The following is a 26,798-nucleotide window of genomic DNA, read 5'->3' on the forward strand; positions in this document are numbered from 1 at the left end:
CCATCGGAGAACTTGTCGAGCTGTGTCGTGGTGAACGCGCTGATCTGTGCGCTGGTGAATGCGCCAACCTGTTCGTCCGTCAACTGAACCAAAGCGTCAGGTGTAAATGCCTTGATCTGGGTGGCGTTGAGCTTGGCAATCTGTCCTGTTGTCAGGGCCGCGACCTGTTCGGTCTTGAGAGCACCGAGCTGATCAGAGCTGAGCTTGGTGATCTGGTCTGGCGTAAAGGCTGCAACCTTTGCGGCGTCGAGGCCAGCCAGTGCCGTTGTCGTGATGGCCGCGAGAGCTGCTACGSTCAGCTTGGCAAGCTCTGCACCTTCGAAGCCGTTGAGTTCGGTGGCATCGAGKGTCTTGATCTGTGCTGCGGTCAGCGCGCTGGCCTGAGCTGTCGTCAGGGCATTGAGGTTGGCCTGGCTGAGGGCTGCAAACTGGTCGGTGTTGAGAGAGGCCAGCTGCTTGTTCGACAGAACAACGATCTGCGTTTCGGTGATACCAGCGAGGTTACCAGAGGTGATGGCGGCCAGCTGCTTGTCGCTGAGGGCTGCGATCTGGTTGGTTTCGAGGGCACCAATCTGTGTGCTCGTCAGGCCGGAGACCTGGGTCGTGGTCAGGGCANGATGGCGGCCAGCTGCTTGTCGCTGAGGGCTGCGATCTGGTTGGTTTCGAGGGCACCAATCTGTGTGCTCGTCAGGCCGGAGACCTGGGTCGTGGTCAGGGCAGCAATCTGTGCGGTGCTGAAGGCCTTGAGTGTGGTGTCATCCAGAGTGCCGATCTTTGCAGAGGTGAGACCTGCCAGCGCCTTGACGCTGATGGCAGCGATTACTCATCTTTATTATCGTGTCGGCAACCTGATNGGTGTCTTTGTTTACAAGAACCAATCTGTGTGCTCGTCAGGCCGGAGACCTGGGTCGTGGTCAGGGCAGCAATCTGTGCGGTGCTGAAGGCCTTGAGTGTGGTGTCATCCAGAGTGCCGATCTTTGCAGAGGTGAGACCTGCCAGCGCCTTGACGCTGATGGCAGCGATTTCAACTGGATCGAACTGAGCAAGGTCACCGGTGGAAAGCGCGGCGATTTGCGCAGACGTCAATGCGCGGGTTTGTGCAGTGGTAAGTGCTGCGATGCCTTCATCTGACAGGGCGTCGATCTGGCCGCTTTCAAGCGCCGTGATCTGGCCGCTTGTGAGACCCGTTACTTGAGTGCCGTCGATAGCTGCAAGCTGCGCTACGGTCAGTCCGATGATCGCCTTTGTGCTTATGGCGCCGATTTTGTCGCTAGCGAAAGACTTGATGGCGTCGTTGCTGATTGAGGCAACCTGCTCGGATGACAATGCAGCGATCTGCTTGCTGCTCAATGCAGCGATGTCGTCGCCCTTCAGGGTAGCGACTGTGGCCGTTGATAGAGAGGAAATCTGCTTGATAGAAAGAGAAGGAATAATCGAAGTCATGGACACGTGCCCCCGTTGATAACTGACCAAAGCGCCATTCGCTCTATCAATTCCCTGCTGCGCAACCACGAAGGCTGATCCGGTCCCCCGGATGCGCAAAGCGGGAATTAACAAAGTGTCTCAAGCGCTCGACGGTAACGTCGATCGAGTGAGCGTCCTGTTGGACAACAGCATGTTAAGCAGAACATGGCTCGTGTTGAGCCGGCGCATCGGGGGGCATCATGCGTGCAGAGCTCTCTTCGAGGTCTGGTCCCTACGCCATCGTTCACTAGAGCTCCATTTGACAGAAGCTTTCGGTGCGCGCATCGCAATCGTTATCGTGCGATCACGGACACCTCACATGAACGGCATCACTATCGTACAGCAAGTGTGAATAATTGGTTAACGGCGTGTCCGGTATCATGTGTTGTCGAAGTTAACGCAGAGTCTAAATCGCCGTCATATTCTTAACACATGAAATAAGCTGCGCCATAATGGCGGATTTTCCAATCCTCAGAGGGGCAATGCAATAGTAATTACCTATTGTATTTGAGCGTAAAATAAAAAATCAACCCTATCGTCCAGATGGTGACTTTTTTTGGCTTATGGGTGTTTCGACGGGATTCCTGTAGATAAAAAATATTTTAGGTTGTGGATTTCAAGAAAAGCAAGATTCAGGACGATATATTTCTGAATTTTCTTTAAGTAAATCTCCGCACGGTAAGGATCATTCTGGCGATTTAGGTAATAAAGCGACCACCATGTCCAAGTGTCGGCCATGTAGCGCGAAGCGGACGTGATAACGCCGCTGCGAGGACATGCCGATGACGAGGAGAGTTTTGAAAGGACTGGTTGCTGATCAGTCTCAGCTCTGCGACTGGCTTTGAGAGTGCTGCACAGTCACCGATACGGTCAGGCTCTCGCCCGAAAGACCCACGCGCATTCCCGAGACGGGCGCGCAATCACGATAGCTCAGGCCACTGGCGATGCGGACGTAGCGTTCATCCGGGCATAGTTTGTTGGCGGCATCGAAGCCGACCCAGCCAAGGCCGGGAACATGGGTTTCGGCCCATGCATGGGTTGCGATCTGTTCGGCGACATCTTCCATCATGAGATACCCCGATACATATCGGGATGGCAGGCCCATGTGCCGGGACGCGGCTATGAAGATGTGACTGTGGTCCTGGCAAACACCTTTGCCAGCTTCGAGCGCCTGTTCTGCGGTCGTTTCGGTTCCGGTCGAGCCAGTCTCATATTCCACTTCCAGGTGTATGAGCGCCATCAGTTCGTGGAGCCTTTCCAGCGGAGTATCTCCGGTTGATTGGCGCACGAGCTCGCGAATGAGTTTTCCTGGCTTGGTGAGAGGGGTCTCACGCATAAAGAGCCAAAGCGGTGCATTGCCGATATGGGGCCCGAAAACGCCAGCCTTGTCGATCGTGTCGACTTCACCGCGCGCAATGACCTTGACGGCACTGCGCGGACCTTCGGTTTCGACCAGCTCCACCCGATTGCCGAAGTGGTCATCGTAGCGAACCTCCACGGTGGCGCCATTCACCGTCACTTCCCAGTCGCTCACAGATTGCGTCGGCCCGCTCGACGGGGTCAACCGCAGGCGCTGCAGCGAATAGGGGACTGGCTCGTCATAAAGGTACTCGGTCGTGTGATTGATCTTCAGGCGCATGTGATATCCCCGTCTCAGGTCCGCTTACTGGTAAAAGCGGTAGCCGTCCGTAATTTCCTGCCCAAGCTGGGCGTTCCTGTTGACGAAAAGCTCGAGAAATTCGTGCAAGCCCTGGTCCATGACGCGGTTTATCGTCGTTTTCTGCAAGGTTGCCAGAATGGCTGCTGCCGTGTCATGGGCCTGATGCCGCTCACTATAGTCTTCGGCAAGATAACCAAGATTACTGACGATCTTTTCATAGCAATAGGCAAGAGAACGCGGCATTCTTCCATTCAGGATCAGGAAGTCGGCAATATTGGCCGGTTTATACTCGGCATCATAGACCCACCCATAGGAACGGTGCGCCGACACAGAGCGCAAAATGGACTCCCACTGTGCGTTGTCCAGCGAAGATCCGACCTGTGCCGCGGCGGGTAGCAGAACATAATATTTCACGTCGAGAATACGCGCCGTATTGTCGGCACGTTCAATGAAAGTGCCGATGCGCGAGAAATTGTAAAGGTCGTTCCGCAGCATTGAGCCGTGGAATGCGCCACGCACCAGCCCGGCTCTGTGTTTGATGACGTCGATAACCTGTGGCAGTTCCGCTGCTTTGACCTTGCGGCCGAGGAGGCTTTTGAGTTCGATCCAGAATTCGTTCGTGGCTTCCCAGGTTTCCCGCGTCAGCGCCGTGCGCACCATGCGGGCGTTGTTTCTGCCAAATTCAATGCAGGACATAACGCTGGAGGGGTTAGCCTTATCGCGCAGCATGTAATCGATGGCGTCGACTGAGGTCACTTTTTCATGAGTCTGCAGGAATTCCTCACGCGCACCAGCGCTTTGCAGCACTCCATCCCAGTCTTCATCGGCATTGCCGCTGCGGGTCAGTGATACGCGCATGCCCGCATCCACCAGCCGGGCGATGTTTTCCGCACGCTCGATGTAGCGGAACATCCAGTAGAGTCCGTTCGCCGTTCTTCCCAACATGGCTTAGTCCTCCAGTACCCAGGTGTCCTTGGTGCCGCCGCCCTGGCTGGAATTCACCACGAGGGATCCCTGCTTGAGTGCGACACGCGTCAGTCCGCCCGGTATGATCTTGACCTTGTCCGAGACCAGAACATAGGGGCGAAGATCGACGTGACGCGGAGCGATGCCGTTTTTCACCATGATCGGCACTGTGGAAAGCGAAAGCGTAGGCTGTGCAATGTAGTTCGAGGGGCGCGAGCGAAGCTTGTCCGCAAACAAAGCGCGCTCCTTCTTGGAGGCCGTCGGGCCAACCAGCATGCCGTAACCGCCAGAGCCGTGGACCTCTTTCACGACCAGATCGGCGAGATTGTCCAGAACATATTTCAGACTGTCCGGCTCGGAGCAGCGCCATGTCGGCACGTTTTCCAAAAGCGGTTTGCGGCCTGTGTAGAACTCAACGATTTCAGGCATGTAGGAATAGATGGCCTTGTCGTCGGAAATGCCCGTGCCCGGCGCGTTGGCGATTGTGATGTTGCCAGCGCGGTACACATCCATGATGCCTGGCACGCCGAGCGCCGAATCCGGGCGGAAGGTGAGGGGATCGAGGAAATCGTCATCGACACGCCGATAAAGAACGTCGATGGCTTCATAGCCGCGCGTCGTGCGCATCTTGACCTTGCCATCCATGACGCGCAGATCCGAGCCTTCGACGAGTTCCACGCCCATCATGTCGGCCAGATAGGAATGCTCGTAATAGGCCGAATTGAAAATGCCAGGTGTGAGGACTGCGACCCGCGGTTTGCCTTTGCAGCCCGGAGGTGCCAGAGACGCCAGTGATTGGCGTAGCTGATAAGGGTAATCTTCGACGCGCTGCACCTTGTTCTCATGAAAGAGTTCCGGGAACATCTGCATCATGGTTTCGCGGTTTTCCAGCATATAGCTGACACCGGATGGCGTGCGGGCATTGTCTTCCAGAACGTAGAACTGGTCTTCGCCGGTGCGCACGATATCCGTGCCGACAATGTGCGTATAAACGCCGCCCGGTGGCTTGAAGCCGATCATTTCCGGCAGAAACGCTTCGTTACGCTCGATCAGTTCGCGTGGGATGCGTCCGGCGCGAATGATCTCCTGCTTGTGATAGATGTCATCCAGAAATGCATTGAGTGCCAGCACGCGCTGTTCGATGCCTTGGGCGAGCTTGCGCCACTCACGACCGGAAATGATACGGGGAATGATGTCGAAGGGGATGAGCTTTTCGGCACTGTCTGCATGGCCGTAAACAGCAAATGTAATGCCGGTTTTTCGAAAGATGTTTTCAGCATCCCGGGATTTCTGGATCAGGTGCGATCTGTCCTGCCGGCTGTACCAATCATTATACTTTTCATATGGGCTTCGCGGCGATGAGTCCGCATTTATCATTTCGTCAAATGCCAACTTTAGGTTCCCCATTTTTGCCCATTTGAATACAAGGACGCCCGCAATGCAAGAACCATCAAGGCTGTCGAACCAGATTTTTTAGATCGACCTTCTCAAGCTAAATACACATAAAATAAGCAGTTTTTTCTTTTCGTTGCATGAAAAAGCAGCAACGTGTGAAAAGCTTTTCTTATATTGCGCGACTTGCAGGACCGAGCCACGCGGTTGCACCCACGCGGATGCCCAAGGTTTCGCCAATGACGCATCGCAGATGAATTTGGAAAAGCCGTTGCTTTGTCCGGCTTTCCTTAATTGTAGCTGCGACTGATTAGAGGTTTGTTAACCATAAAATTATACTCCTCGTTAATAGAGAGTTTCATTGACCGGGGGTAATATGTCTATATCGCGCCGTGGTGTCCTTTTTGGACTGCCGCTTCTTCTTGCAGGTTGTGCCAGCACCAATTTTGTCCAGCAGAGAAACAATTACGCTGCCGTTCCGGATGAAAAATTCCCGCTCAAGGCCATGCCGCTCGACAAGGTCAAGCCCGAACTGCGCCGTCAGGAAGTCGATTACGTGACGTCGCATCCTGCCGGAACCGTTGTCGTCGATACCCCCGCCCGTCGTCTTTATTACGTCATGGGCAACGGTCGCGCGATGCGCTACGGCGTTGGCGTAGGGCGTCAGGGTCTGGCGCTGAGGGGCGATGCCTATGTCGGTCGCAAGGCCGAATGGCCGAGCTGGACGCCGACACCCAACATGATTCGCCGAGAGCCCGAGCGGAACCTGAAATATGCCGGTGGAATGCCCGGTGGTCCTAACAACCCGTTGGGTGCGCGTGCGATGTATCTCTATCGCGGCGGCAACGATACGATGTTCCGTCTGCATGGTACGAACCAGCCGCAGTCCATTGGACATGCGATGTCCAGCGGTTGCATTCGCATGCTGAATCACGACATCATCGATCTCTATCAGCGCGTGCCCGTTGGCGCCCGCGTCGTCGTTTTGCAGGCCTGACGATCTTATAAACGCCTTGATCCGGCGCTTTGGAGGGTCGGATCATTCCTCTGTCCGTGGCGGTACCAGCATGTGTCGTTTTCTCGCCTATACAGGCTCTCCGGTCTGGCTCGACAGTCTCTTGATCGAGCCGGAAAGCTCGCTCATCAGTCAGTCGCTGGCGGCGCGGGAGGCCAAAACGGTGGTGAACGGCGATGGATGTGGGATTGGATGGTACGGCGACAGGGAGGAGCCGGGAATTTATCGCGGTATCCTGCCCGCCTGGTCGGATCGAAACCTGACGTCGCTCTGCCATCAACTCCGGTCAGGGATGTTTCTTGCACATGTGCGCTCTGCCACCACGGGCGGTGTATCCATGGCAAATTGCCATCCTTTCGGTTTCGGACGCCATCTCTTCATGCATAACGGCCAGATCGGCGGTTATGAAAAGGTCAAGCGCGCCATCGAGGCGCATATTCCCGACGAGGTCTATTGTTCGCGGGCCGGGAACGGCGACAGCGAAGCGATTTTTCTAATCGCTGCGGGATTCGGTCTGGACCGCGATCCGGTGGGAGCGTTGCGTGATACCCTTCAAGCGTGCCTCGATGTGGTCGTGCGGTCCGGCGTCGACCAGCCGATCCGATTCAGCGCCATTCACGCGGATGGCGAGAAATTGCATGCGTTTCGCTGGTCCAGCGACGACCGGCCTCCAACGCTCTATTGGCGCAATATGGGCGCGGGAATTGCCGTCGCCTCGGAACCTTTTGGTACCGGTTCCGAAAGATGGGACACGATACCCGTCAACACTGTCGCGACGATTATCGGCACCGACATCACCTTCCAGCCTTTCAACCCGGTCAAGCAGCCGCAGGCAAGAATGATCGCCTGATCGTGCGGGGCGCCGCGCTGCAACCCGTTGGCTCAGCCGACTGCTTCTTCTGCCATAACGCCCCGTTTTCGTTAGGCTTTCACGTAGACACGGCCTCTGCTGGAGTTGCGATTGGAATTGCCGTTCCCACGCACTTTGAAGTGATCACGTAACATGTTGTCTTTAGGCTGAAACCGTGTATCTCGATTAGTTGTATTTCTTAGTTAGGTTTTAGCGATCATTGATCGGGCCTGCGTCAAAGGACAAACATATGGCTTTTTTTGAAAAACTGTCGCGATACCAGCCTTACGCCTTGGCTGCTTTGCGCATCATCGCCGCGCTGCTGTTCATCGAACATGGCACCCAGAAGCTTTTTGGCTTTCCCGCATCGCAAATGGAAGGTTCTCTTCCTCCGATGCTGCTGGTTGCCGCCATTATTGAAGCTGTGGGCGGTGTTCTCATCCTCATCGGTCTCTTCACGCGTCCAGCGGCCTTCCTTGCATCGGGCCTGATGGCGTTCGCCTATTTCATGGCGCACGCGCCGAAGAGCTTTTTCCCGGTTCTCAACGGTGGCGATGGCGCCATCCTGTTCTGCTTCATTTTCCTTTATCTGGTCTTTGCCGGGCCGGGGGCTTTTTCCGTCGATGGAAATCGTCGGTAATACAAAGCTGAAATGAACCTTTTTCGACGCCGCCTGAACCATTCTCAGGCGGCGTTTTTAATTGGATTTCAATTCACTCATATTTGGTCGCCTCAACAACCACTTGTCGATTTTGGCCCGAAGCAACTCTGGACTGATCGGTTTCGACAAATAGTCGTCCATGCCCACGGCCAGACAAAGGTCACGGTCGCTTTCCTGAGCATGGGCCGTGACACCGATGATGGGAACGTGAAGTCCTTGATTCATGCGATCTTCTTCCGCCCGAATAGCCTGTGTTGCCTGATGTCCGTTCATGACAGGCATGGAGACATCCATCAAGATAATGGCGGGGTCTTCGTTTCTCCATACGTCGACGGCCTGTTTTCCGTTATCGACGATACGAAAGCGTAGATCGGTTTGCTGGAGAATCTGCGTGAATACGATCTGATTGACGTCGTTGTCTTCCGCAATCAGCACATCGAGCGATCCGCTTTTAAACGTTTTCTTCGTCGAGGGCTTTTCAGGCGTCGGAACCGCGATCTCGGGCGACTGTTTTTTCGCTTCTGAAACAGGCTTATCAAAAGCCGGGACGCGTCTGGCGCGGGCGGTCTGCACGACGTCCGTCAGCGTCTTGCGCAAAAGTCGTGCGCGAACCGGTTTCATCAGATGCGCGTCAAACTCCACGTCCTGGGCCTGGCTGCCGGTGTTGGCGGCCTCCATAGAGGTCAGAAAGACGATTGCGGTGTCGTTCAGGCGTGGATCACGTCTTATCTCGCGCGCAACCTGCATGCCGTCCATGTCGGGCATATGATAATCGAGGATGATGGCGTCGATGGTGAAGCCGATACTGGCGGCTTCTTTAAGGATCGCCAGCCCCGCGGGGCCGCTCTCCGCGGCATGGCTATCGATACCCCAGCGGGTCAATTGCTCGCTGAGAATCTGCCTGTTGACGGCATTGTCGTCGATCACCAGTACGCTGACATCCATGGCATCGGCGATCCTTGCAGTCTGATCGGAGCGCTGTCCAACCACTGGCAGGGGCAGGGTGACCGTGAAGGTCGATCCCTGTCCAACCGTGCTGTCGACGTCCACCTTGCCGCCGAAAAGTCCGGCAAGCCCGACCGTAATCGCAAGGCCGAGACCTGTGCCTTCGTGCCTGCGGGTGGATGAGGCGTCGACCTGACTGAACTTCTCAAAAATACGATTCAACTGGTCCTGGGCAATGCCGATACCTGTGTCCTTGACGCGCAGGGTCAGGATAAGTTCGCTGTCATCGGATGGTTCGCTGGAAAGTTCGATCAGTACGTGGCCGGTCTCGGTAAACTTGATGGCGTTGCCGATGAGGTTCGTCGCGATTTGCCGGAAGCGGCCCGCATCGCCGCTGACCATCTGCTTCAGCGACGGATCGACCCGGACGATCAGCTCGATGTTCTTTTCCAACGCCTGTGAAGACAGAAGCGACGCAACATCTTCCACCGCTTCACTGGCGTCGAAGGGGTTGTTGCGCAGCGTCATCTGCCCGGCATCTATCTTCGAGAAGTCGAGTATGTCGTTGATGATCGTCAACAGTGCATTGCCTGACTTTACGATCACATCCGTGAAGGTCCGCTGACGGGTGTCCAGCGATGACTTGGCCAGCAGTTCGGCCATGCCTAGCACGCCGTTCATGGGCGTGCGGATTTCGTGGCTCATATTGGCCAAAAATTCCGACTTTGCGCGATCTGCTGCTTCGGCCCGCGCCAATAGTCCTTCGAGTTCGACCTCACGTTTCTTCATTTCCGTGATGTCGGTGACGATCACAAGCCAGTACTGGCCTGCGCCAATGGTGGATTCCACCTTCAGCCATCGCTTCTTGTCGACATGGACAAGCCACGAAAACGGCAGTGCTTCGGCGATGTAGTGCAGCCACTGCTTTCGTGTGGACGCGGTCTCCTCTTCATCGCCGAAATCACCGCGTGCCGCACAGTGGGCAAAGAACGGCATCCAGCTCTGGCCCGCCGCTAAAAGCTTCGGAGGGACGTCGAACATCCGCGCAAGAGCATCGTTCGACATGATGAACGTGCCCTTCTGGATCAGCGCCAGACCCTGCGCCATAACCCGTGTCGCATCCTGCATATATTCGCCGACCCGTTGCAATTCCTGCCGCGTCGCATTGATCTCACGGTCGCGGGCGCGCACGGCCGTGCTGTCCGAAAAGGTAATGAGGATCTTGTTTCCTGCAATGCGTTGCTTGGAAAGGATCGTGAAACGACCCGCCTTGCTCTCGATTTCGCGCGACGTATAGCCGTCGATCATACTCAGTTTACGAATGCGGTCTTGATAGACGTCTTCGAAGCTCGTCTCGCCAAAATCATACTTGCCGCTTTCATAGCCCATTTCCAGATACCGGCGATAGGGCTGGCCGGTGAGATTAATTTGTTCACTAACTTCCCAAAGGTCATAGAAGCATTTGTTGGCATATTCGATTGTCAGGTCCGGTCCCAGCAACATGACGCCAACCGGCAGAGACTGGAGAATGGCTTCGACTTCGGCATGAAGTCGTTCCGCGTCGTTGCGAGCATCGAGCAGCGCCTGTTTCTGCTCCATCAAGGGTGTCGTGTCGGTGACGGATCCGATCAGATAGGGTTCATTGTCGGGACTGACGATACGGCCCACCCTGACGATGGTCGGCACGATATTGCCATCGTTGAGGGTGATTTCCTCAGCTCTTTGCAACGCTTCACCGGTCTGGAGAACATGCTCGTTCTCGTCCCGAAAACGCTCTCCCTCATGCAGGAAGAGTTCCATTTCGGTCAGGCCATAGAACCGCTCTCTGGGTGCGCCCCAAAACGCTTCATAGGATGCGTTTGCGTAGGTGAGGCGACGTTTGCCGTCCAGAATGAAGGCAGATACCGGCAACCGCTCCAATGCTTCCCGGAAAAGCCAGTTTTCGCGGGTGTGCTGCTGCATCAGAATTTCTTGCGTCCTGGCATCGGTGATGTCGATGCGTAGCGCAACGAGCATACCGTTTTCCAGCCGCTTGTTGATGAAGCGGATGAAACGGCCACCGGAGATTTCTTCGGTGAACTCGCAATAGGGTTGACGTGTGTCTTCGATCTTTGCCTTGACCCATGCCTGGCGCTCTTCGGCGCGGCTGTCGCCAGCACCCGGTGCCACCACATTCCGGTCATAAAACGCGGCAGCGATGGCTTCGAGCGCAAGACCGGGTTTCCAAACAAGGTTCAAATCCTGATGAAGGGCTTCCAGCAGAGCGTTGGAATAAATCAGCTTGTTATCGGCGTCGTAGACGCCGATTGCCACGTCGAGTAGATCAAGAATGCTGCTGTCTATGAGCTTTGTACGATCCATTGAAGCGGTGCTATCTCGAACAGGCATCTCCTCGAAGACCTCGAAAAGAAACAGCGCGCCGTCTTCGGTTTCGAAGCGCTCGCATTTGATGGTGCCGGTTTCATCCCTGCCGCGATTTATACAGGTGGCCAGTTCTTCGGTCGCAAAAACCAGACAGCGTCGTTCCTTGTCCTCGCGGGCCTGAGTGCTGTCTGAGCCGGATATCCCATGGCTCGTTCTGTCGATCAGATCCGATACGGGATATCCCGCAAAACGTGCATATGCCTCGTTGACGCAGATGTAGCGGAGCTGGCCGTCTTTGATGCAGGCGGGCAGATTCAGCGCCAGAACGCCTTGACGCGCTTTTTCAAGCAATCCGCCTTCACCGGTCAAATTCGTCTCCGTCGTTGCTTTGCAACTCAATAGAATCAGCGTGTAGCCAAGCTTTTTCCTTCAAGCTGAAAACTATTGTAGAATGATGATGTTGGCTATGCTTCGGCGAAGATATTCATGGTTTTTTAACCATGATCCTACGCCTCTACATTGTATCTGCTGCCTATGATCTAAGATCCGATCCGGCAGCGCGCGAAAACATTCGCTTGACTTTCACGGTCAAAAAGACCACATCCCCCTCAAGCTTTCCCCTTTGGCAGCCGCGTGAGCTGCAGCGTCGACGAAAACGACAGGGCGCATGAAGGAAAAGCGCATTGATACAGGAGACGGCGAATTCGCCGCACTGAAGCGCAGAAAGTCATTCCAACCCACAAGTTCCCAATTCACGCGGGGTTCTTGACGCCAAGACAACCGGACAGCAGGGCTGATCCGGGTTCAAGCGTTTTGGCGCCCCGAAAGGTATACTATTGACCAGTTTTAGCGAACTCGGCCTCTCCGAAAAAATCGTGGCCGGCGTCACCCAGCTCGGTTACACCACGCCGACCCCTATCCAGGCAAAAGCTATCCCGCTTCTTCTGGAAGGTCGCGACATGATCGGTCTTGCACAGACCGGCACAGGCAAGACGGCCGCTTTCGGCCTGCCGATCATCGAAATGCTGCTGAAGCAGCCGGATCGCCCTGCCAACCGCACCACCCGCACCCTTATTCTGGCTCCGACACGCGAACTGGTGAACCAGATCGGCGAGAGCCTTCGCGGTTTCGTGCGCAAGACGCATTTGAAGATCAATCAGGTCGTGGGCGGCGCGTCCATCAACAAGCAGCAGCTTCAGCTGGAAAAAGGCACGGACATTCTCGTTGCCACGCCCGGCCGTCTGCTCGACCTTATCTCGCGCAACGCGATTTCGCTGTCGAAGGTGACTTTCCTTGTGCTCGACGAAGCCGACCAGATGCTGGACCTCGGCTTCATTCACGACCTGCGCAAGATTTCCAAGATGGTGCCTGCCAACCGTCAGACGCTGCTGTTTTCGGCCACCATGCCGAACTCGATCGCTGATCTGGCCAGCAGCTACCTGACCAACCCGGTCACCGTTCAGGTCACACCTCCGGGCAAGGCCGCCGACAAGGTGGAACAGTATGTTCACTTCGTTGCAGGCAAGAACGACAAGACCGAGCTTCTCAAGAAGACGCTCAACGAAAATCCGGACAGCCGCTCTATCGTATTCCTGCGCACCAAGCATGGCGCTGAAAAGCTGTCCAAGTATCTGGAGCATATCGGCTTCAAGGTTGCCTCCATCCATGGCAACAAGAGCCAGGGTCAGCGTGAACGTGCGTTGAAGGGCTTCAAGGACGGCGAATTCAAGGTTCTGGTTGCGACTGACGTTGCTGCACGCGGTATCGATATTCCGGCTGTGACGCATGTCTTCAACTATGATCTGCCAGAGGTGGCTGACGCCTATGTGCACCGCATCGGCCGTACGGCCCGTGCCGGTCTTGATGGTATCGCGATTGCTTTCTGCGCACCGGACGAAACCCGCCTGCTGCATGACGTCGAAAAGCTGATGAAGATCGAAATTCCGGTCCTTTCCGGCGAACGTCCGGCAGGTCTGGCAAGCCCATCGCGTGGTAACAACAACCGTGGCGGCAATGGTGGCAATCGCGGCAGCGCGAACGGCCCTCGTCGTCAGGGTGGCGAGCGCGCCCATGGCGACCGTCCGGCACGTGGCCCCCGTGAAGGTGGGCATCGCGAAGGTGGTCATCGTGATGGTGGACGCCGCAATGGCGATTTCCGTGGCCAGCGCGCTGGCGAATTCGCACCGGTTGAGCGTGACAACGATCTCGAAGTCACGTCCGACTTCAAGCGTCCGAAGGCAGACGCTGCACCGGGCAAGCCAGCTGGCAACCGCAATCATCGCGGTGGTCAGGGTCGTCCGGCCCGCAAGGCAGGCTCTTTCGCTCCCGCCGGTCAGGGTCGTCCTGCTGGCAAGGCCGGTGGTGGCCGCAAGCGCGGCTGATCCTAGCCCGACTTAACAATGAACGCCCGGATGAAAATCCGGGCGTTTTTCGTTTCGGCCTAAACGGCGGGTTTCTGACCGCAGAGCATTTCGCGCTTGCCGGCAAAACCCGGTCTGCGCTCGACTTTAAAGCCTGCCGCGCCCAGATTGCGGCGAACGAAACCGGCTGCCGCAAATGTGCCGAAGGTTCCACCAGGAGCCGTCTTTTCGAACACTGCCGACATGATCTCCAGCGACCACATCTCCGGATTCTTGGATGGCGCAAAACCATCGAGATACCAGGCGTCGAATGTGTCAGTGCTTTGGCTGATCCCCTGCATGGCATCGCCGCAAAAGACGGTCAAACGGGTCTGCCCGTCCAGAGTGATGTCGATCCAGCCTTCCGGGTCTGACGGCCATTGCGCGACGAAGGCCTTGCGCTCTTCATCGAGTTGCGGCCAGTGGGACAGTGCCCGATCCAGCTCGTGGGCGGTCATCGGGTAAAGCTCGAAGGATACGAAATGCAGCTGTGCATCGGCAGGTCTTGAGAGCTTCCACTGACGCCATGTCTCGCACAGGTTCAGCGCCGTGCCGAAACCAAGCTCGCCGATGCGGAACGTTCCCTGTGCTGTTTCCCAGCGTTCCGGCAAGCCGTTGCCAGCAAGCGAAACGTGGCTGCATTCCTGCCTGCCATCGGTCTGGCAATAAAAATGGTCGCCAAAGGCCAACGAATAGGGCATATCGCCCTTTCGCCAATCCAGCATGTTTGAACCGGCTCGTTGCGGCCCACTGTTATCGAGGTGTGTCATGGTCAAAGCCGATAGTCTTCCCGATCAGACAGGTCAATCACCTTTGCCATCCAGCGTGTCGTTGTTGATCATCGGCGGCGGTATCATGGGCCTTTGGGCTGCAGTGAAGGCAGAGCGCTTGGGCATTGACACGCTGCTGGTGGATGCAGGCAAAATCGGTAGCGGTGCCAGCGGTGGGCTTCTGGGTGCGCTGATGTCGCATATGCCGGATCGCTGGTCGGATAAAAAGCAGTTTCAGTTCGATGCCCTGCTGAACCTCGAAGCTGAAATTGCAGCCGTGGAAGCCGAAACGGGTCTTTCTGCAGGCTACAGGCGCTGTGGACGCATCATTCCGCTGCCGAAACCGCATCTGCGGACCATTGCCGAGCGGCACCAAAACGACGCGCTGTCCAACTGGAGTACGGACGGCCACCAATTCCACTGGCATGTGCTGGATACGCCACCCGTCAATGGTTGGGTGGATGCCGCATCGGGCGAGGCGGGTTTCGTGTATGACACCTTTGCAGCCAAGGTCTCTCCGCGGGCTTTCGTGGCGACGCTAGAAGTTTATTTGCGGCAATCCAGACATGTGCGCCTGATCGAGAACTGCGGCGTTACGGCTTTGGACCCCAATGGCACGGCCACTTTGGCGAATGGCGAGAGCATCCACTTCGGCCATGCCATGGTCTCTGCGGGACATGGTTCCTTCCCGCTGCTTGGAGACGCGTTTAAGTTGTCTTCTGGTGCAAAGCTAGGTCAGCCGGTCAAAGGGCAGGCTGCATTGCTGCAGGCCCATATCGATCCGTCGATGCCGGTAGTGTTCCTGAATGGTCTCTACGTCGTGCCGCATGAAGACGGCACCGTTGCCATTGGCAGCACAAGTGAGGAGGAATTCGACGATCCCTTCACAACGGATGAGAGGCTGGAAACCTTGATTGCGCAGGCGCGGCAGATCGTTCCATCGCTTGAAGATGCCGAGGTGATCGAGCGTTGGGCCGGGCTGCGTCCCAAGGCAATCGGTCGCGACCCGATGGTCGGGCCGCATCCTAACCACCCGCGCGTTGTTGCGCATACGGGTGGTTTCAAGGTCAGTTTCGGCTTGGCGCATCGCCTGGCCGATGCCGCATTGGATGCGGTGCTGGGCAAGCCCATGCAGGTGCCCACCAGTTTTACGTTTGAAGATCACATTCGTGTTTTCAACCAAAAGATTTGATTCGACAGCGTTTACGCGTCGTTAATCTGTCACGCAAATCACCTAACAGCTTGGCTTATGAACTATAACTGATGAAACTCCGTTGAGGACGGCGAGGTGACGACGCATGCGGTATGCCATTCATTTTACGCCTTCCCCAAATGATCCGCTGACGCATGTCGCTGCGGCGTGGCTGGGTCGTGACGTCTATTCCGGCCAGAGCGTGGAGCCGCCTGCGGTAACCAGCCTCGGCATGCAGGAGATTTCCTATCACACCGCGCTGCCACGCCGGTATGGTTTCCACGGCGCGATCAAAGCGCCATTCCGCTTGATGGATGATGTCAGTGAAGCGGCGCTGCTGCGCGCCCTGATGCATTTCGCAGGTACGCATCAACCCTTCACGCTGCCACCGCTGGAAATCGCCAAACTCGGCAATGTCTATGGTCTGGTGCCCTCCTGGCAATCGGAAACGCTGAATTTTCTGGCCGCCAGTGTGGTGCAGGAGTTCGACCGTTATCGCGCACCCCTGTCCGATGCGGATATCGACCGTGCCGACCCGGATCGTCTTTCGGCCACGCAACTGACCAATCTGCACCGCTGGGGCCACCCATATGTTATGGACGAGTTCCGCTTTCAGATGATGCTGACCGGCGGTGTGATGCCAGCAGATTGTCCCCGCGTCGAGCGGGCGGTGCGCGGCGTGTTCGAGCCTTTGCTGGAGCGGCAGGTCGATTTCTCCAACCTCGCGCTTTTCGTGGAAGATGAGCCGGGCGCTCCGTTCCGCGTCCATTCGCTGCACCCGATGGGGCGTGTCTCCGCCCGCAAGATTGCATAAGTTCCGCCGAGAAAATGCTCTCGACTTTCCGGTCTGCGATGCTACCGTTCACGAAATTTGCGTGAAGGTGATTTGATGATTTCCGCTGACTATCCCCGCAACCTCATCGGTTACGGTCGCAATACCCCTGATCCGAAATGGCCTGGCGATGCCAGAATTGCGGTGCAATTCGTCATCAATTACGAAGAGGGCGGCGAAAGCAGCATTCTTGACAGCGACAAGGCGTCCGAGTCGCTGCTGTCGGAAATCGTCGGTGCACAGCCCTGGCCGGGGCAGCGCAATCTCAATATGGAATCGATCTATGAATATGGCTCGCGCGCCGGTTTCTGGCGGCTATGGCGCATGTTCACAGACCTTGGTGTGACAACGACCGTCTATGGCGTGACCGCCGCCATGGCCCGCAACCCGGAAGCAGTAGTGGCGATGAAGGAAGCCGGATGGGAAATCGCCAGCCATGGCTATCGCTGGCTGGAATATAAGGATTTTTCCGAAGAAGAAGAGCGCAAGCATGTGATTGAAGCCGTGCGGCTGCACACGGAACTGACCGGCGAGCGCCCCTACGGCATGTATCAGGGCAAGCCTTCAGACAATACATTGCGGCTCATCATGGAGGAGGGTGGTTTCCTCTATTCTTCGGATTCTTATGCCGATGATCTGCCGTATTGGGTGAGAGGCTTGAAGGACGATCCTTTCCTGATCATTCCTTATACGCTTGAAACTAACGACATGCGCTTTGCCACGCCGCAGGGCTTCAATTCCGGCGATCAGTTCTTCACCTATCTGAAAGACGCCTTCGACGTACTGTATCAGGAAGGTGCCGAAGGTTCTGCCAAGATGATGAGCGTCGGCCTTCACTGCCGCCTCGTCGGGCGCCCCGGTCGTGCGGCGGCACTTCGCCGTTTCATCGAATATGTGCTTGGCCATGAGAAGGTCTGGATACCGCAACGTATCGAGATCGCCCGTCACTGGCATGCGCATCACAAGCCGGAGACGCTGTGATGGTGGACAGGTCGGATTTCATCAGCCGTTTTGGCGGGGTGTTCGAGCATTCCCCTTTTATTGCGGAACGCGCTTACGATGCTGGCGACGTGGCTGAACCGCTGACGGCAGGCAATGTCCATGCGGCGCTCTGCACCCAGTTTCGCGCCGCCTCGCATGAGGAAAGGCTGGGCGTGCTGCGCGCTCACCCCGATCTTGCGGGCAAGCTGGCCATTGCCGGAGGCCTGACCGAAGACAGCCGCAAGGAGCAGGCAGGAGCAGGGCTCGACCGCCTCTCTCCTGAAGAGCATGCGCGGTTTACGCAGCTCAACGCCGCCTATGTCGAGAAGAACGGCTTTCCCTTCATCATAGCCGTCAAAGGCCTGACCAAGGACGATATTCTGCGCGCCTTCGAGACGCGCATAGACAATAACGCAGAAGACGAATTCACTACTGCAACGGCGCAGGTGGAAAAGATTGCCGGGCTACGACTATCCGCATTGCTGCCGGAAAGCTGATGAAACGCATGCGCCAGCAATCTGCTTTCCACATCACGGGCCGCACTCTATATTGTGGCGCAGGAGACAAGCCATGAGACCGTCAGAGGTGCTGGAAAAGAACCGGGAAGCGATCCGCGAAGCGACAAAACGCTTCAACGCGGCCAACCCCCGCGTGTTCGGCTCCGTGGCGCGAGGCGAGGATCGGCCCGATAGCGATCTTGATATTCTGGTGGATGCGCTGCCGGGCACGACCTTGTTCGATTTGGGTGGATTGCTGGAAGAACTAAAGGAAATCCTTGGAGTAGAGGTTGATGTTCTGACCTCCGGCGGCCTCCACCCCGCCATGAAGGATCGTATCTTGCTGGAAGCCAAAGCTGTATGAGTTCCGACCGGCTTCTCCTTTATCTTGACGAAATAGATTTAGCGGCATCCCGCGTGCAAAGCTTCATTCAAGGTATGGATGAAACAGCGTTTTCTTCCGATCAGCGTACCCAGATGGCGGTCATGATGGGACTTGCGCTCATTGGAGAGGCGGTCGCGAAGATCGACAAGTACAGTCCTGAGTTCTTACGCGAACATACTGAAATCCCTTGGATGAAAATCAAGGGCATGCGCAATCTCATTATCCACGATTATTTCCGGACTGAATTGTCAGTGGTCTGGAAGACGGTAACGGAAAGCATTCCCGATTTGCAGGCGCGCATGGCACTCATCAGAAACTGGCGTGCCCAAGGTGAATGAATTTTGACTGAATTTCTTGAAATCCTGCCTCTGACCCAACAGGCATTTGCGCCCTTTGGCGATGTTCTCGAGGCAGATCCTGCCAGCATGCGGATCATCAATGGTGGCAATACCGAGCGGTATCATGCGCTCGGCGCACCGGATGTGACGGGCGAGGGCGCGCGTGTCGTGATGAACCTGTTTCGGGGCAAGGCGCGCCAGTTTCCCTATACCGTCGACATGATGGAGCGCCACCCGCTGGGCAGCCAGAGCTTTACGCCGCTGTCCGGCAAGCCGTTTCTCGTCGTTGTATCAGCCGATGAGCAGGGCAGGCCGGGGAAGCCGAAGGTATTTCTGTCCCGCGCCGATCAGGGTGTGAATTACCATCGCAATGTCTGGCACCATCCGCTGATGGCCATCGGCTCCACCAGTGATTTTCTGGTTGTGGATCGCGATGGGCCGGGCAACAATCTGGAAGAGTTTTTCTTCGATCAGCCCTATTTCATTTCGGAGCCCACGCCATGACCGGTCTTACCACCCATGTTCTCGATGCGGCCCACGGTACGCCAGCGCAGGGATTGAAGATCGACCTTTACCGGCTCGAAGGCGACAGCCGTGAGAAGCTGAAGACGGTGGAGACCAACAGCGATGGCCGTGTCGATGGCGGGCCGCTGCTGATCGGCGAGGATTTTCGGGCGGGGCAGTATGAGCTTGTGTTCCATGCGGGCGATTATCTGAGAACCAAAGGTCTGGTTCTGCCGGAACCTGCCTTTCTCGACATCATACCCATTCGTTTCGGCATAGCCGACGAGAGCGGACACTACCACGTTCCCTTGCTCCTCTCGCCCTATAGCTATTCTACTTACCGCGGAAGCTGACCCCCGATGATCTTTGCTGCCATTGCCGATATCCATGGAAACTACGCGGCACTGGACGCGGTACTTAGGGATATCGAGAGGCTTGGTATTCCTGATATCGTCAATCTCGGTGATTGTTTCAGCGGTCCACTGGAGGCCGGTCGCACGGCTGATGCTCTGGTGGGGCGCAACATCCCCACCGTTCGCGGCAATCATGACCGCGCCTTGATCGACCGCCCCTTCGAGATCATGGGCGATTGGGAAAAGCCAGCCCATATCCAGCTCTCGTCCGACCATTTTGACTGGTTGCAGGCTCTACCCTTCGATCTGGTGTTCAAGGATGTGGCCTATTGCTGCCACGGATCGCCCAAGGATGATCTGGAATATTGGCTGGAGACGCTTTTACCGGAAGGCGTTCTGCATCAGCGTCCGTTGGCGGAAATCGAGGCGCTTGCGGATGGTATCCAGCAGCCACTCATGCTGTGCGGCCACACACATATTGCCCGCACGGTCCAACTGTCTGACGGTCGATTGATCGTCAATCCCGGCAGTGTCGGTTGCCCGGGGTGGAAGGATGACGAGCCTTTCTACCATCAGGTCGAAGCCGGTCATCCATTGGCAAGCTACGCGGTGTTGGAAGAAACGCCACAGGGCTGGCAGGTCTATTTCCGGCAGGTGCGCTACGACAGCGGCGCGATGGGAGAACTCGCCCGTGCCAATGGCATGCCGGGTCTCGGCAAGGCCATCGCTACCGGCTGGCTGGGCTGATCCCGACTATCCTTCGCTCGACATGACCACGCAGGAATAGGACTGCGCCTTCAAATCCTTGCAGGCGGAGAGGGCGGCTGCCTGGCTGTCGAAGCCGGTGAAGCGCGCGCGGTAGAGCGTGGCGGCGCCGCTTCGAACCGCTTCGGTATAGGGCGCGATGCTGGCATAGCTGGATGAGATGGCTGGGCGCGCGTTCTTCAAAAGCGAAAGTGCTGCTGCCTGGCTGTCTGCTGCGGCGATCTGCACTTCCCACGCGCTGCGTTCGGAATTGGTGGCGGGAACAGCCGAGGTCTTGATCATATCCGGCATGACATTGTGGGCGGAGGCGATCTGCATGGCGACAGGGTCTTTGCGCTCGGCAAACATGGGCAGAGGCACGCTGGCTGGGGCGACATCGAATGTGCGGCTGGTGCTGGCGCTGGCAATCAGCTGCTGGCTGCTGCGTCCTCTGGATGCCTTGGGCAGGGTTCTATCCAGCAGAGCGACCATCTGATTGTCGCGACTGCGGGAGGTCTTGCCGCCCAGCACGACGCCGACGACGCTGCGGCCATTGTGGTTGACGGCGCTGACGAGGTTGAAGCCGGAGGCGTTGGTATAACCGGTCTTGATGCCGTCAACACCCTGATAGCGGCTGAGAAGCCTGTTGTGGCCGCTGATCGTCTTTCCACGGAACTTGAAGGACCGGGTGGCAAAGAGTTTGTATTCCTTGGGATAATCCCGCTGAAGGGCTAGGCCGAGCTTGGCCATGTCTCGGGCTGTGGTGAGCTGTGCCTTGTTGGGCAGGCCGGAAGCGTTGCGGAAAACGGTGCTCGTCATGCCCAACTGGCGGGCCTTGCGGGTCATCATCTGCGCAAACCCGGCCTGTGAGCCACCCAAGTGATCGCCCATGCCCTCGGCCATGTCGTTGGCGGATTTGACGATCATGCCATAGACGGCTTCGCGAACCGTGAAGGTGGTGCCCGCCTTGACCCAGAGCTTGGAAGGAATGACCGCTGCGCCACGCTTGGACATGGTAATGCGCTGGTTCCAGGTCAGGCGGCCATCATGCAGCGCCTCAAAAACGAGGTAAAGCGTCATCATTTTCGTCAGTGAGGCCGGATAGTTTTTTGTGTCGGCATTCTCGGAATCCAGCACTTTCCCCGTGTTGGCATCCATCACGAAATGCGCATAGCCCGCCTGCGCCGGAGACGCGTGCAGGGAAAGGACCGCGCAGAGGAAGGCCAAAGCAAAAAACCACGCTCCGGCCATACCCCGTCTGATCGTTCCCAACATGTTTTACCCCTTATCCGTCCATTCGCCGCTGCCAAAATGACTGAAACTTTCCGGCAACAAAACCAGTCAAACTTTAAAGACCGCTTTCATCCTTAATTAAGTATGAAAATCGACCCTCATTGGTGGCGGGTTATTTTCTTGAAAAGAAACCGACCGTCCGGTATGTATTCAGTTATGGATATGTTGACGGAACGTAAAAAGCAGCCGGATGTCGTGCGCCGGAATTTGATGGACTGCGCTGCCAGACTGGCGGCTGAGCAGGGGTTCTCGGCTGTCTCCGTTCAGGCCGTTGCTTCCGCTGCCGGCGTGACGAAAGGCGGGCTGTTCCATCATTTCGCGTCCAAGCAGGCGCTGCTGGAAGCCGTGCTTGGCGACCTTTTGGCCAAGCTGGATGAGGATATCGATGCCCTGATCTCACAGGATTGTGAGGACTATGGCTGCTTCACGCGGGCCTATATAAACGCCTTTTTTGCCGATCGGGGCCGTGAATCCTACGCGCAGTGGTCGGCCATATCGGTTGCGCTCATCAGCGAACCATCGCTGCGGCAGCTGTGGGAAAGCTGGTTCAGCGGTCGCCTGACACGCCACAAAAAGACGGACGATCACCTTAATCTCGAACTTGTCCGGCTCGCCATTGACGGTCTCTGGCTTGCGGATCTGGTCAGCGAAAAGGGCCATGCCGGCGGCAACAGATCGGCACTTCACAAGCAGCTTCTCAAAGCCGCGCAAAAGGAACATGACACATGAACGGCGTTACCCTGACCTATGCGGCACTTGTCGCAGCCATTGTCTGCGAAGTCATCGGCACGTCATTCTTGCAGCAATCCCAACAGTTCACCCGGTGGGTGCCGACGCTTCTGATGGCGGTCTTTTACGGTGCAGCCTTTTATCTGCTGTCGATTACCCTGCGGACAATTCCTGTCGGCGTAGCCTATGCCATCTGGAGCGGGCTTGGCATCGTGCTGATTTCAGCGGTGGGTTACGTCTTCTTCCGCCAGACGCTGGACCTCGCCGCGATGATCGGCCTTGGGCTGATTATCGCGGGTGTCGTGGTCGTAAATCTGTTTTCGAAGACCGTGGGGCACTAAAGAGCCACTTGGCCCTCAGCGCACCAGAATGCTGTGATCCACCTCTGTTAGCAAACGCTTGCCGCACAAGGCCATGGTGATGTCCATTTCCTTGCGGATGATTTCCAGCGCGGTGGTCACACCCTGCTTGCCGCCCGCGCCGAGACCATAAAGGAATGGGCGGCCGATATATGTGCCTTTTGCGCCGAGCGCGATGGCTTTCAGAACATCCTGCCCTGAGCGAATGCCACCATCCAGATGGACTTCGATCTTGTCGCCAACGGCGTCGACAATCTTCGGCAGGATTTCGATGGAAGACAGAGCACCGTCGAGTTGGCGTCCACCATGGTTGGAAACGATGATGGCGTCCGCACCGGTTCCCGCGGCAGCGATGGCATCTTCCTCATCCAGAATACCCTTGAGGATCAGCTTGCCGCCCCAGCGTTCCTTGATCCACTCAACATCTTTCCATGAGAGGCGCGGATCGAACTGTTCCGCCGTCCATGAGGAGAGCGACGACAGGTCGGAGACGTTCTTGGCGTGGCCTACGATGTTGCCAAAGCTGCGGCGCTTGGTGCGCAACATGTCGAGGCACCATTGCGGGCGCGTCGCCATCTGCCAAATATGCTTGGGTGTGAATTTCGGCGGGGCCGAAAGCCCGTTGCGCAGATCCTTGTGTCGCTGACCGAGAATCTGAAGGTCCAGCGTCAAAACCAGCGCCGAGCATTTCGCCGCCTTGGCGCGGTCGATCAGATTGTTGACGAAGTCACGGTCCTTCATCACGTAGAGCTGGAACCAGAAGGGGCGGGAGGTGACGGAGGCGACATCTTCGATGGAACAGATGCTCATGGTCGACAGCGTAAAGGGAACGCCGAATTCTTCCGCCGCCTTGGCCGCCAGCATCTCGCCATCCGCATGCTGCATGCCGGTAAGACCAGTGGGGGAGAGCGCGACAGGCATCGAAACCTTCTCGCCAATCATCTGGGTTTCCAGCGACCTGTTCGTCATGTCTACCAGCACACGCTGCCGCAGTTTTATCTTGGCAAAGTCGTCTTCGTTGGCGCGGTAGGTGCTCTCTGTCCATGCGCCACTGTCTGCGTAATCGAAGAACATTTTGGGCACACGGGATTTCGCCTGTTTCTTCAAGTCAGCAATGGTCAGTGCTTTGCTCATGGATGAAACCTTCAGATTTGAATAACATCTTCACCTACCATGAGCCTGTCCATTGTGACATCTGAATTTATGGAAAAAGCTCAATCACTCGGGATCGGAACGGCACTCCATCAAAACGGCTATGCGTGGCCGAGGCAAAGATAGGCTCCACAACACGGCTTCGTCACGAAATCGCCTTTTACGTGCTATGAATATGAAAATCGGAAATTGCACTACCGCAGATGGATATATTCAAAATCACCGTGATCGGAGTTGCACATAATACTGTTGAATTTCTGGCCTGCCCACCTTCTTGACCGTGTTGGCCATGTTTCGCTTCTGATTGTTGCAGGACAAAGTGAGGCCCAGCAAACCTATGTCAGTTGGTGGCCTGGAAAAAATGACGGGAGCAAAGAACTGGGGGTACCCGTCCAGCCATACACCTATGATCAGGATGTGGTCGCTGAAAGTGGGCCTCCTTCTGGCCGGGTCTCGATATCCGGTCTTGATGAAGCGCGAATGAAACGAACCTGGCAAGCCTTGCTGGCAAAGAAAACGCGCTATTATCTGTTGCGCAGGAATTGCGCATGGACAGTCAAAGTGGTGCTCAATGCGGGAACGGGGTTGGATATGGCATCGATCACGGCGGATTATCTGAATTCGCGGGTTGCCATGGGCGTTTGGACACCGAGGACCGTATTTGAATATGCCAGCCGGCTGAAGAGCAGTCACAGCGATGTACGGCAGACGCGGTTCGACAGGGCTACGAACAGCCCTTCCGGCCTTTTCGCCAGCTGATCATCCACCAGCGCCAATAAAATGGGCGGCAAAAGCCGCCCATCGCATTCTTTGTGGAGTTCGGTTTATCAGAACTCTTCCCACGTATCCTGCGCAACCGCCGCTGCAGAACCGCCACCAAATGCGCCTGCGATCTTGCGACCCAATGCGCGGGCCGGAGACGGTGCTGGTCTGGATGTGTTGGACGCAGCTCTGACCGGTGCCGCTGTCGGCGTTGCCCGGCTTGCGCCTTCGCCTTGACCGAGATTGAAGCGCGACAGCAGCTGGTTGAGCGAAGCCGCTTCCTTGGCAAGGCTATGGCTGGCGGCTGTCGATTGCTCGACCATGGCTGCGTTCTGCTGCGTGCCCTGATCCATCGTGTTGACGGCGGTGTTGATTTCCTGAAGGCCAACCGACTGCTCCCGCGACGATTCCACGATCGCGGTAATATGACGGTTGATTTCCTGCACTTCCGAAACGATGACTTCGAGCGCCTTGCCGGTTTCGCCAACCAGTGTCACGCCCGAGCGAACATGTTCGCCGGAGGTGGTGATGAGGGCCTTGATTTCCTTGGCAGCCTTTGCCGAACGCTGTGCCAGTTCGCGCACTTCCTGTGCAACGACCGCAAAGCCCTTGCCCGCTTCACCCGCACGCGCCGCTTCCACACCTGCGTTGAGGGCCAGAAGGTTGGTCTGGAAGGCGATTTCATCGATGACGGAGATGATGTTGGTGATTTCGCCGGACGAGCGTTCGATCTCGTTCATGGCGGTCACGGCCTGACGCACGACTGCGCCTGACTTTTCTGCGCCATCACGGGCCTTGGCAACCAGATGGCCGACTTCTTCAGCGCGGTTGCTGCTGTCCTTTACCGTGGTGGTGATCTCTTCCAGAGCGGCGGCTGTTTCTTCGACCGAGGCTGCCTGCTGCTCCGTGCGCTTGGAGAGATCATCGGCGGCAGAGCGGATTTCGTTGGCGCCGGCATCGATGCCCCGGGCGTTCTGACCAACGGCGCGCAGAGCGTCATTGAGGTTGCTCACCGAGCCGTTGAAGTTCGAACGCAATGTGTCGAGATGGGCAACAAAGGGTGTGTCGATGCGGTAGGCAACATCGCCTTCTGCAAGGCGCCCGAGGCCCTTTGCAAGGTGATCGACAGCAAATTGAATGTCTTCCGCGTCTCTGGCCTTTTGCGTTTCGCGTTCCAGACGGTCTTTTTCGGACATGCTGCGGGTGGCATTTGCCTCGGCTTCGAGACGGCTGGCTTCCAGCGCATTGTCGCGGAACACGGAAACGGCCTTTGCCATTTCTCCGACTTCATCCTTGCGCTCCTGTCCCTCTACAGGTGCGGATGTCTGACCTTGGGCCAGTGAAATCATGCGTTCGCGCAAGTTGGCGATCGGTGTAGTGATGCCCTTGGCGGCCACGATGAGTGCGGCAATGATGCCCAGCGCGAATGCGATGCCGACGACGGTCAGAGACGTCAAAATCGTTGAGCTTGTCTGATCGGTGAGCGCATTGCTTTTGTTCACGACGGACTTTGCAATGTCGTCAAGTTCGGCGGCCGTATCCTTCGTTAAAGGCAGGATCAAAGCATCCGCCTTGGCCAGGGCCGCCGCGGCTTCGACGTCCTGATCGACTTTACCAAACTGAACTGCCTGATCGGTCAAGGCGATAATGTCTTTCGCTCTCGCCACGAGCGCGTCAATGTCACCGCTTTCGCTGGGCAGAAGCGTTTTCACCCGTTGAAATCGCTCAAAAAGCTTTGTCTTGCTGTCCTCATAAAACGCCGACGCGGCTTGAAGACGAGGGTCCTGCTTTGGATATGCAACGATTTGGTATGCGCCGTAAGCTGAGGCAACGAGATTTCGGTTGGCTCGGGCCATTTCGACAGTTGCGACGTTATCTTTCGCTATGAAGTCTGCGTAGCTGTCATTGGTGGCTTTGTAGCTGTTCGAGATGAACGCAGTCGCACCAACGCCGACGACGCAAAGGGGAACGATCAGCGACAGGATTTTCGTGCGAATACTCGCATTTTTAAGAAATGACATTTTTCCTCGCGGTGAATTTGCTGCGAACACAAGGCGTCCAAAGGCGCAACAGCGGGAGGGGCGATTGAGCAGCCTTTTTTTGAGACAGCGTATAGTTCGGAGAAAATGAAAGGTGCATGACAGACGGAGGTGCCGTCATGGCAACCAAAAAGAAGACTTCTGTCCAAAGA

The 26,798-nt window shown here is 56.6% G+C and carries 24 protein-coding genes; 16 read left to right on the forward strand and 8 right to left on the reverse strand.

The genetic code is table 11. The annotated features are described in order from the left end of the window. Positions 1 to 2,287: 2,287 nt before the first annotated feature. The 3 genes from ASF29_RS03610 to ASF29_RS03620 are packed head-to-tail and all read right to left on the reverse strand — an operon-like array spanning position 2,288 to position 5,482. Positions 2,288 to 3,103, reverse strand: coding sequence for a transglutaminase family protein (locus ASF29_RS03610; protein WP_062448698.1), 816 nt, complete (start codon positions 3,101 to 3,103; stop codon positions 2,288 to 2,290). 24 nt (positions 3,104 to 3,127) lie between these two features. After that, positions 3,128 to 4,069, reverse strand: coding sequence for an alpha-E domain-containing protein (locus ASF29_RS03615; RefSeq protein WP_062448700.1), 942 nt, complete (start codon positions 4,067 to 4,069; stop codon positions 3,128 to 3,130). Positions 4,070 to 4,072: 3 nt separating this feature from the next. Beyond that, positions 4,073 to 5,482 carry a circularly permuted type 2 ATP-grasp protein gene (locus ASF29_RS03620; RefSeq protein WP_062448702.1) on the reverse strand — a complete coding sequence of 470 codons (1,410 nt, stop codon included), beginning with the start codon at positions 5,480 to 5,482 and terminating at the stop codon, positions 4,073 to 4,075. Positions 5,483 to 5,858: 376 nt separating this feature from the next. Between ASF29_RS03620 and ASF29_RS03625 the strand changes: the two genes are divergently transcribed. The 3 genes from ASF29_RS03625 (at position 5,859) to ASF29_RS03635 (ending at position 7,987) form a co-directional block, all read left to right on the forward strand. Next, complete coding sequence (locus tag ASF29_RS03625; RefSeq protein ID WP_062448703.1) at positions 5,859 to 6,479, forward strand: L,D-transpeptidase; 621 nt, start codon at positions 5,859 to 5,861, stop codon at positions 6,477 to 6,479. A gap of 70 nt (positions 6,480 to 6,549) precedes the next feature. Beyond that, entirely contained in the window at positions 6,550 to 7,347 is a 798-nt protein-coding gene (locus ASF29_RS03630) for a class II glutamine amidotransferase (protein ID WP_062448705.1), read from the forward strand. 250 nt (positions 7,348 to 7,597) lie between these two features. Continuing rightward, a complete protein-coding gene (locus tag ASF29_RS03635; protein ID WP_062448707.1) occupies positions 7,598 to 7,987 on the forward strand; it encodes a DoxX family protein in 390 nt (129 codons plus the stop codon). Positions 7,988 to 8,044: 57 nt separating this feature from the next. On the opposite strand, the gene ASF29_RS03640 is transcribed toward ASF29_RS03635, so the two are convergent. Then, positions 8,045 to 11,686: a response regulator gene (locus ASF29_RS03640; protein WP_062449014.1), complete on the reverse strand. Its 3,642-nt coding sequence runs from the start codon at positions 11,684 to 11,686 to the stop codon at positions 8,045 to 8,047. Positions 11,687 to 12,153: 467 nt separating this feature from the next. Between ASF29_RS03640 and ASF29_RS03645 the strand changes: the two genes are divergently transcribed. After that, on the forward strand, positions 12,154 to 13,698 hold the full coding sequence (locus ASF29_RS03645) for a DEAD/DEAH box helicase (protein ID WP_062448709.1): 1,545 nt from the start codon (positions 12,154 to 12,156) through the stop codon (positions 13,696 to 13,698). Between the two features lie 59 nt (positions 13,699 to 13,757). Here ASF29_RS03645 and mnmD read toward each other — a convergent pair whose 3' ends face one another. Beyond that, complete coding sequence (gene mnmD / locus ASF29_RS03650) at positions 13,758 to 14,486, reverse strand: tRNA (5-methylaminomethyl-2-thiouridine)(34)-methyltransferase MnmD (protein ID WP_062448710.1); 729 nt, start codon at positions 14,484 to 14,486, stop codon at positions 13,758 to 13,760. On the opposite strand from mnmD, the gene ASF29_RS03655 reads away from it, so the two are divergent. The 9 genes from ASF29_RS03655 to ASF29_RS03695 all read left to right on the forward strand — a co-directional run bounded on the left by ASF29_RS03655 (position 14,485) and on the right by ASF29_RS03695 (position 20,315). Further along, a complete protein-coding gene (locus ASF29_RS03655) occupies positions 14,485 to 15,678 on the forward strand; it encodes an FAD-binding oxidoreductase (RefSeq protein ID WP_062448712.1) in 1,194 nt (397 codons plus the stop codon). The genes mnmD and ASF29_RS03655 overlap by 2 nt on opposite strands. Positions 15,679 to 15,784: 106 nt before the next feature. Continuing rightward, positions 15,785 to 16,492 (forward strand): DUF1045 domain-containing protein, encoded by a 708-nt coding sequence (locus tag ASF29_RS03660; protein WP_062448714.1) that lies wholly within the window; start codon positions 15,785 to 15,787, stop codon positions 16,490 to 16,492. Positions 16,493 to 16,567: 75 nt separating this feature from the next. Further along, the gene (gene puuE, locus ASF29_RS03665; protein WP_062448716.1) at positions 16,568 to 17,491 is read left to right on the forward strand and encodes an allantoinase PuuE; all 924 of its coding nucleotides are present in this window, start codon (positions 16,568 to 16,570) and stop codon (positions 17,489 to 17,491) included. Continuing rightward, entirely contained in the window at positions 17,491 to 17,988 is a 498-nt protein-coding gene (gene uraD / locus ASF29_RS03670; protein ID WP_062448717.1) for a 2-oxo-4-hydroxy-4-carboxy-5-ureidoimidazoline decarboxylase, read from the forward strand. Before puuE ends, uraD begins: the two co-directional genes overlap by 1 nt. Before the next feature lie 73 nt (positions 17,989 to 18,061). Then, entirely contained in the window at positions 18,062 to 18,352 is a 291-nt protein-coding gene (locus ASF29_RS03675; RefSeq protein WP_062448718.1) for a nucleotidyltransferase family protein, read from the forward strand. Next, a complete protein-coding gene (locus ASF29_RS03680) occupies positions 18,349 to 18,711 on the forward strand; it encodes a DUF86 domain-containing protein (RefSeq protein WP_062448720.1) in 363 nt (120 codons plus the stop codon). Before ASF29_RS03675 ends, ASF29_RS03680 begins: the two co-directional genes overlap by 4 nt. Positions 18,712 to 18,714: 3 nt before the next feature. Further along, complete coding sequence (locus tag ASF29_RS03685; protein WP_062448722.1) at positions 18,715 to 19,215, forward strand: ureidoglycolate lyase; 501 nt, start codon at positions 18,715 to 18,717, stop codon at positions 19,213 to 19,215. After that, positions 19,212 to 19,568: a hydroxyisourate hydrolase gene (gene uraH / locus ASF29_RS03690; RefSeq protein ID WP_062448723.1), complete on the forward strand. Its 357-nt coding sequence runs from the start codon at positions 19,212 to 19,214 to the stop codon at positions 19,566 to 19,568. Before ASF29_RS03685 ends, uraH begins: the two co-directional genes overlap by 4 nt. Positions 19,569 to 19,574: 6 nt before the next feature. Further along, positions 19,575 to 20,315 (forward strand): metallophosphoesterase family protein, encoded by a 741-nt coding sequence (locus ASF29_RS03695; protein ID WP_062448725.1) that lies wholly within the window; start codon positions 19,575 to 19,577, stop codon positions 20,313 to 20,315. Between the two features lie 6 nt (positions 20,316 to 20,321). Here the strand turns inward: ASF29_RS03695 and ASF29_RS03700 are convergent, their stop codons facing one another. Continuing rightward, a complete protein-coding gene (locus tag ASF29_RS03700; protein WP_062448726.1) occupies positions 20,322 to 21,563 on the reverse strand; it encodes a D-alanyl-D-alanine carboxypeptidase in 1,242 nt (413 codons plus the stop codon). A 198-nt stretch (positions 21,564 to 21,761) separates the two neighbouring features. Between ASF29_RS03700 and ASF29_RS03705 the strand changes: the two genes are divergently transcribed. Both ASF29_RS03705 and ASF29_RS03710 read left to right on the forward strand, forming a co-directional pair. Then, positions 21,762 to 22,334, forward strand: a complete 573-nt coding sequence (locus tag ASF29_RS03705; RefSeq protein ID WP_244473480.1) for a TetR/AcrR family transcriptional regulator — start codon at positions 21,762 to 21,764, stop codon at positions 22,332 to 22,334. Continuing rightward, positions 22,331 to 22,675, forward strand: coding sequence for a multidrug efflux SMR transporter (locus ASF29_RS03710; RefSeq protein ID WP_062448729.1), 345 nt, complete (start codon positions 22,331 to 22,333; stop codon positions 22,673 to 22,675). The genes ASF29_RS03705 and ASF29_RS03710 overlap by 4 nt, the downstream gene beginning before the upstream one ends. A gap of 15 nt (positions 22,676 to 22,690) precedes the next feature. Here the strand turns inward: ASF29_RS03710 and ASF29_RS03715 are convergent, their stop codons facing one another. Further along, positions 22,691 to 23,827 carry an alpha-hydroxy acid oxidase gene (locus ASF29_RS03715; protein WP_062448731.1) on the reverse strand — a complete coding sequence of 379 codons (1,137 nt, stop codon included), beginning with the start codon at positions 23,825 to 23,827 and terminating at the stop codon, positions 22,691 to 22,693. Positions 23,828 to 24,094: 267 nt separating this feature from the next. Between ASF29_RS03715 and ASF29_RS03720 the strand changes: the two genes are divergently transcribed. Further along, positions 24,095 to 24,604 carry a hypothetical protein gene (locus ASF29_RS03720; RefSeq protein ID WP_062448733.1) on the forward strand — a complete coding sequence of 170 codons (510 nt, stop codon included), beginning with the start codon at positions 24,095 to 24,097 and terminating at the stop codon, positions 24,602 to 24,604. Between the two features lie 68 nt (positions 24,605 to 24,672). Here the strand turns inward: ASF29_RS03720 and ASF29_RS03725 are convergent, their stop codons facing one another. Beyond that, positions 24,673 to 26,628: a HAMP domain-containing methyl-accepting chemotaxis protein gene (locus ASF29_RS03725; RefSeq protein WP_062448735.1), complete on the reverse strand. Its 1,956-nt coding sequence runs from the start codon at positions 26,626 to 26,628 to the stop codon at positions 24,673 to 24,675. Between the last annotated feature and the right edge of the window lie 170 nt (positions 26,629 to 26,798).

Origin of the sequence: Rhizobium sp. Leaf262 (assembly GCF_001422245.1) — a bacterium.
In the GTDB taxonomy this organism is placed as follows: domain Bacteria; phylum Pseudomonadota; class Alphaproteobacteria; order Rhizobiales; family Rhizobiaceae; genus Agrobacterium.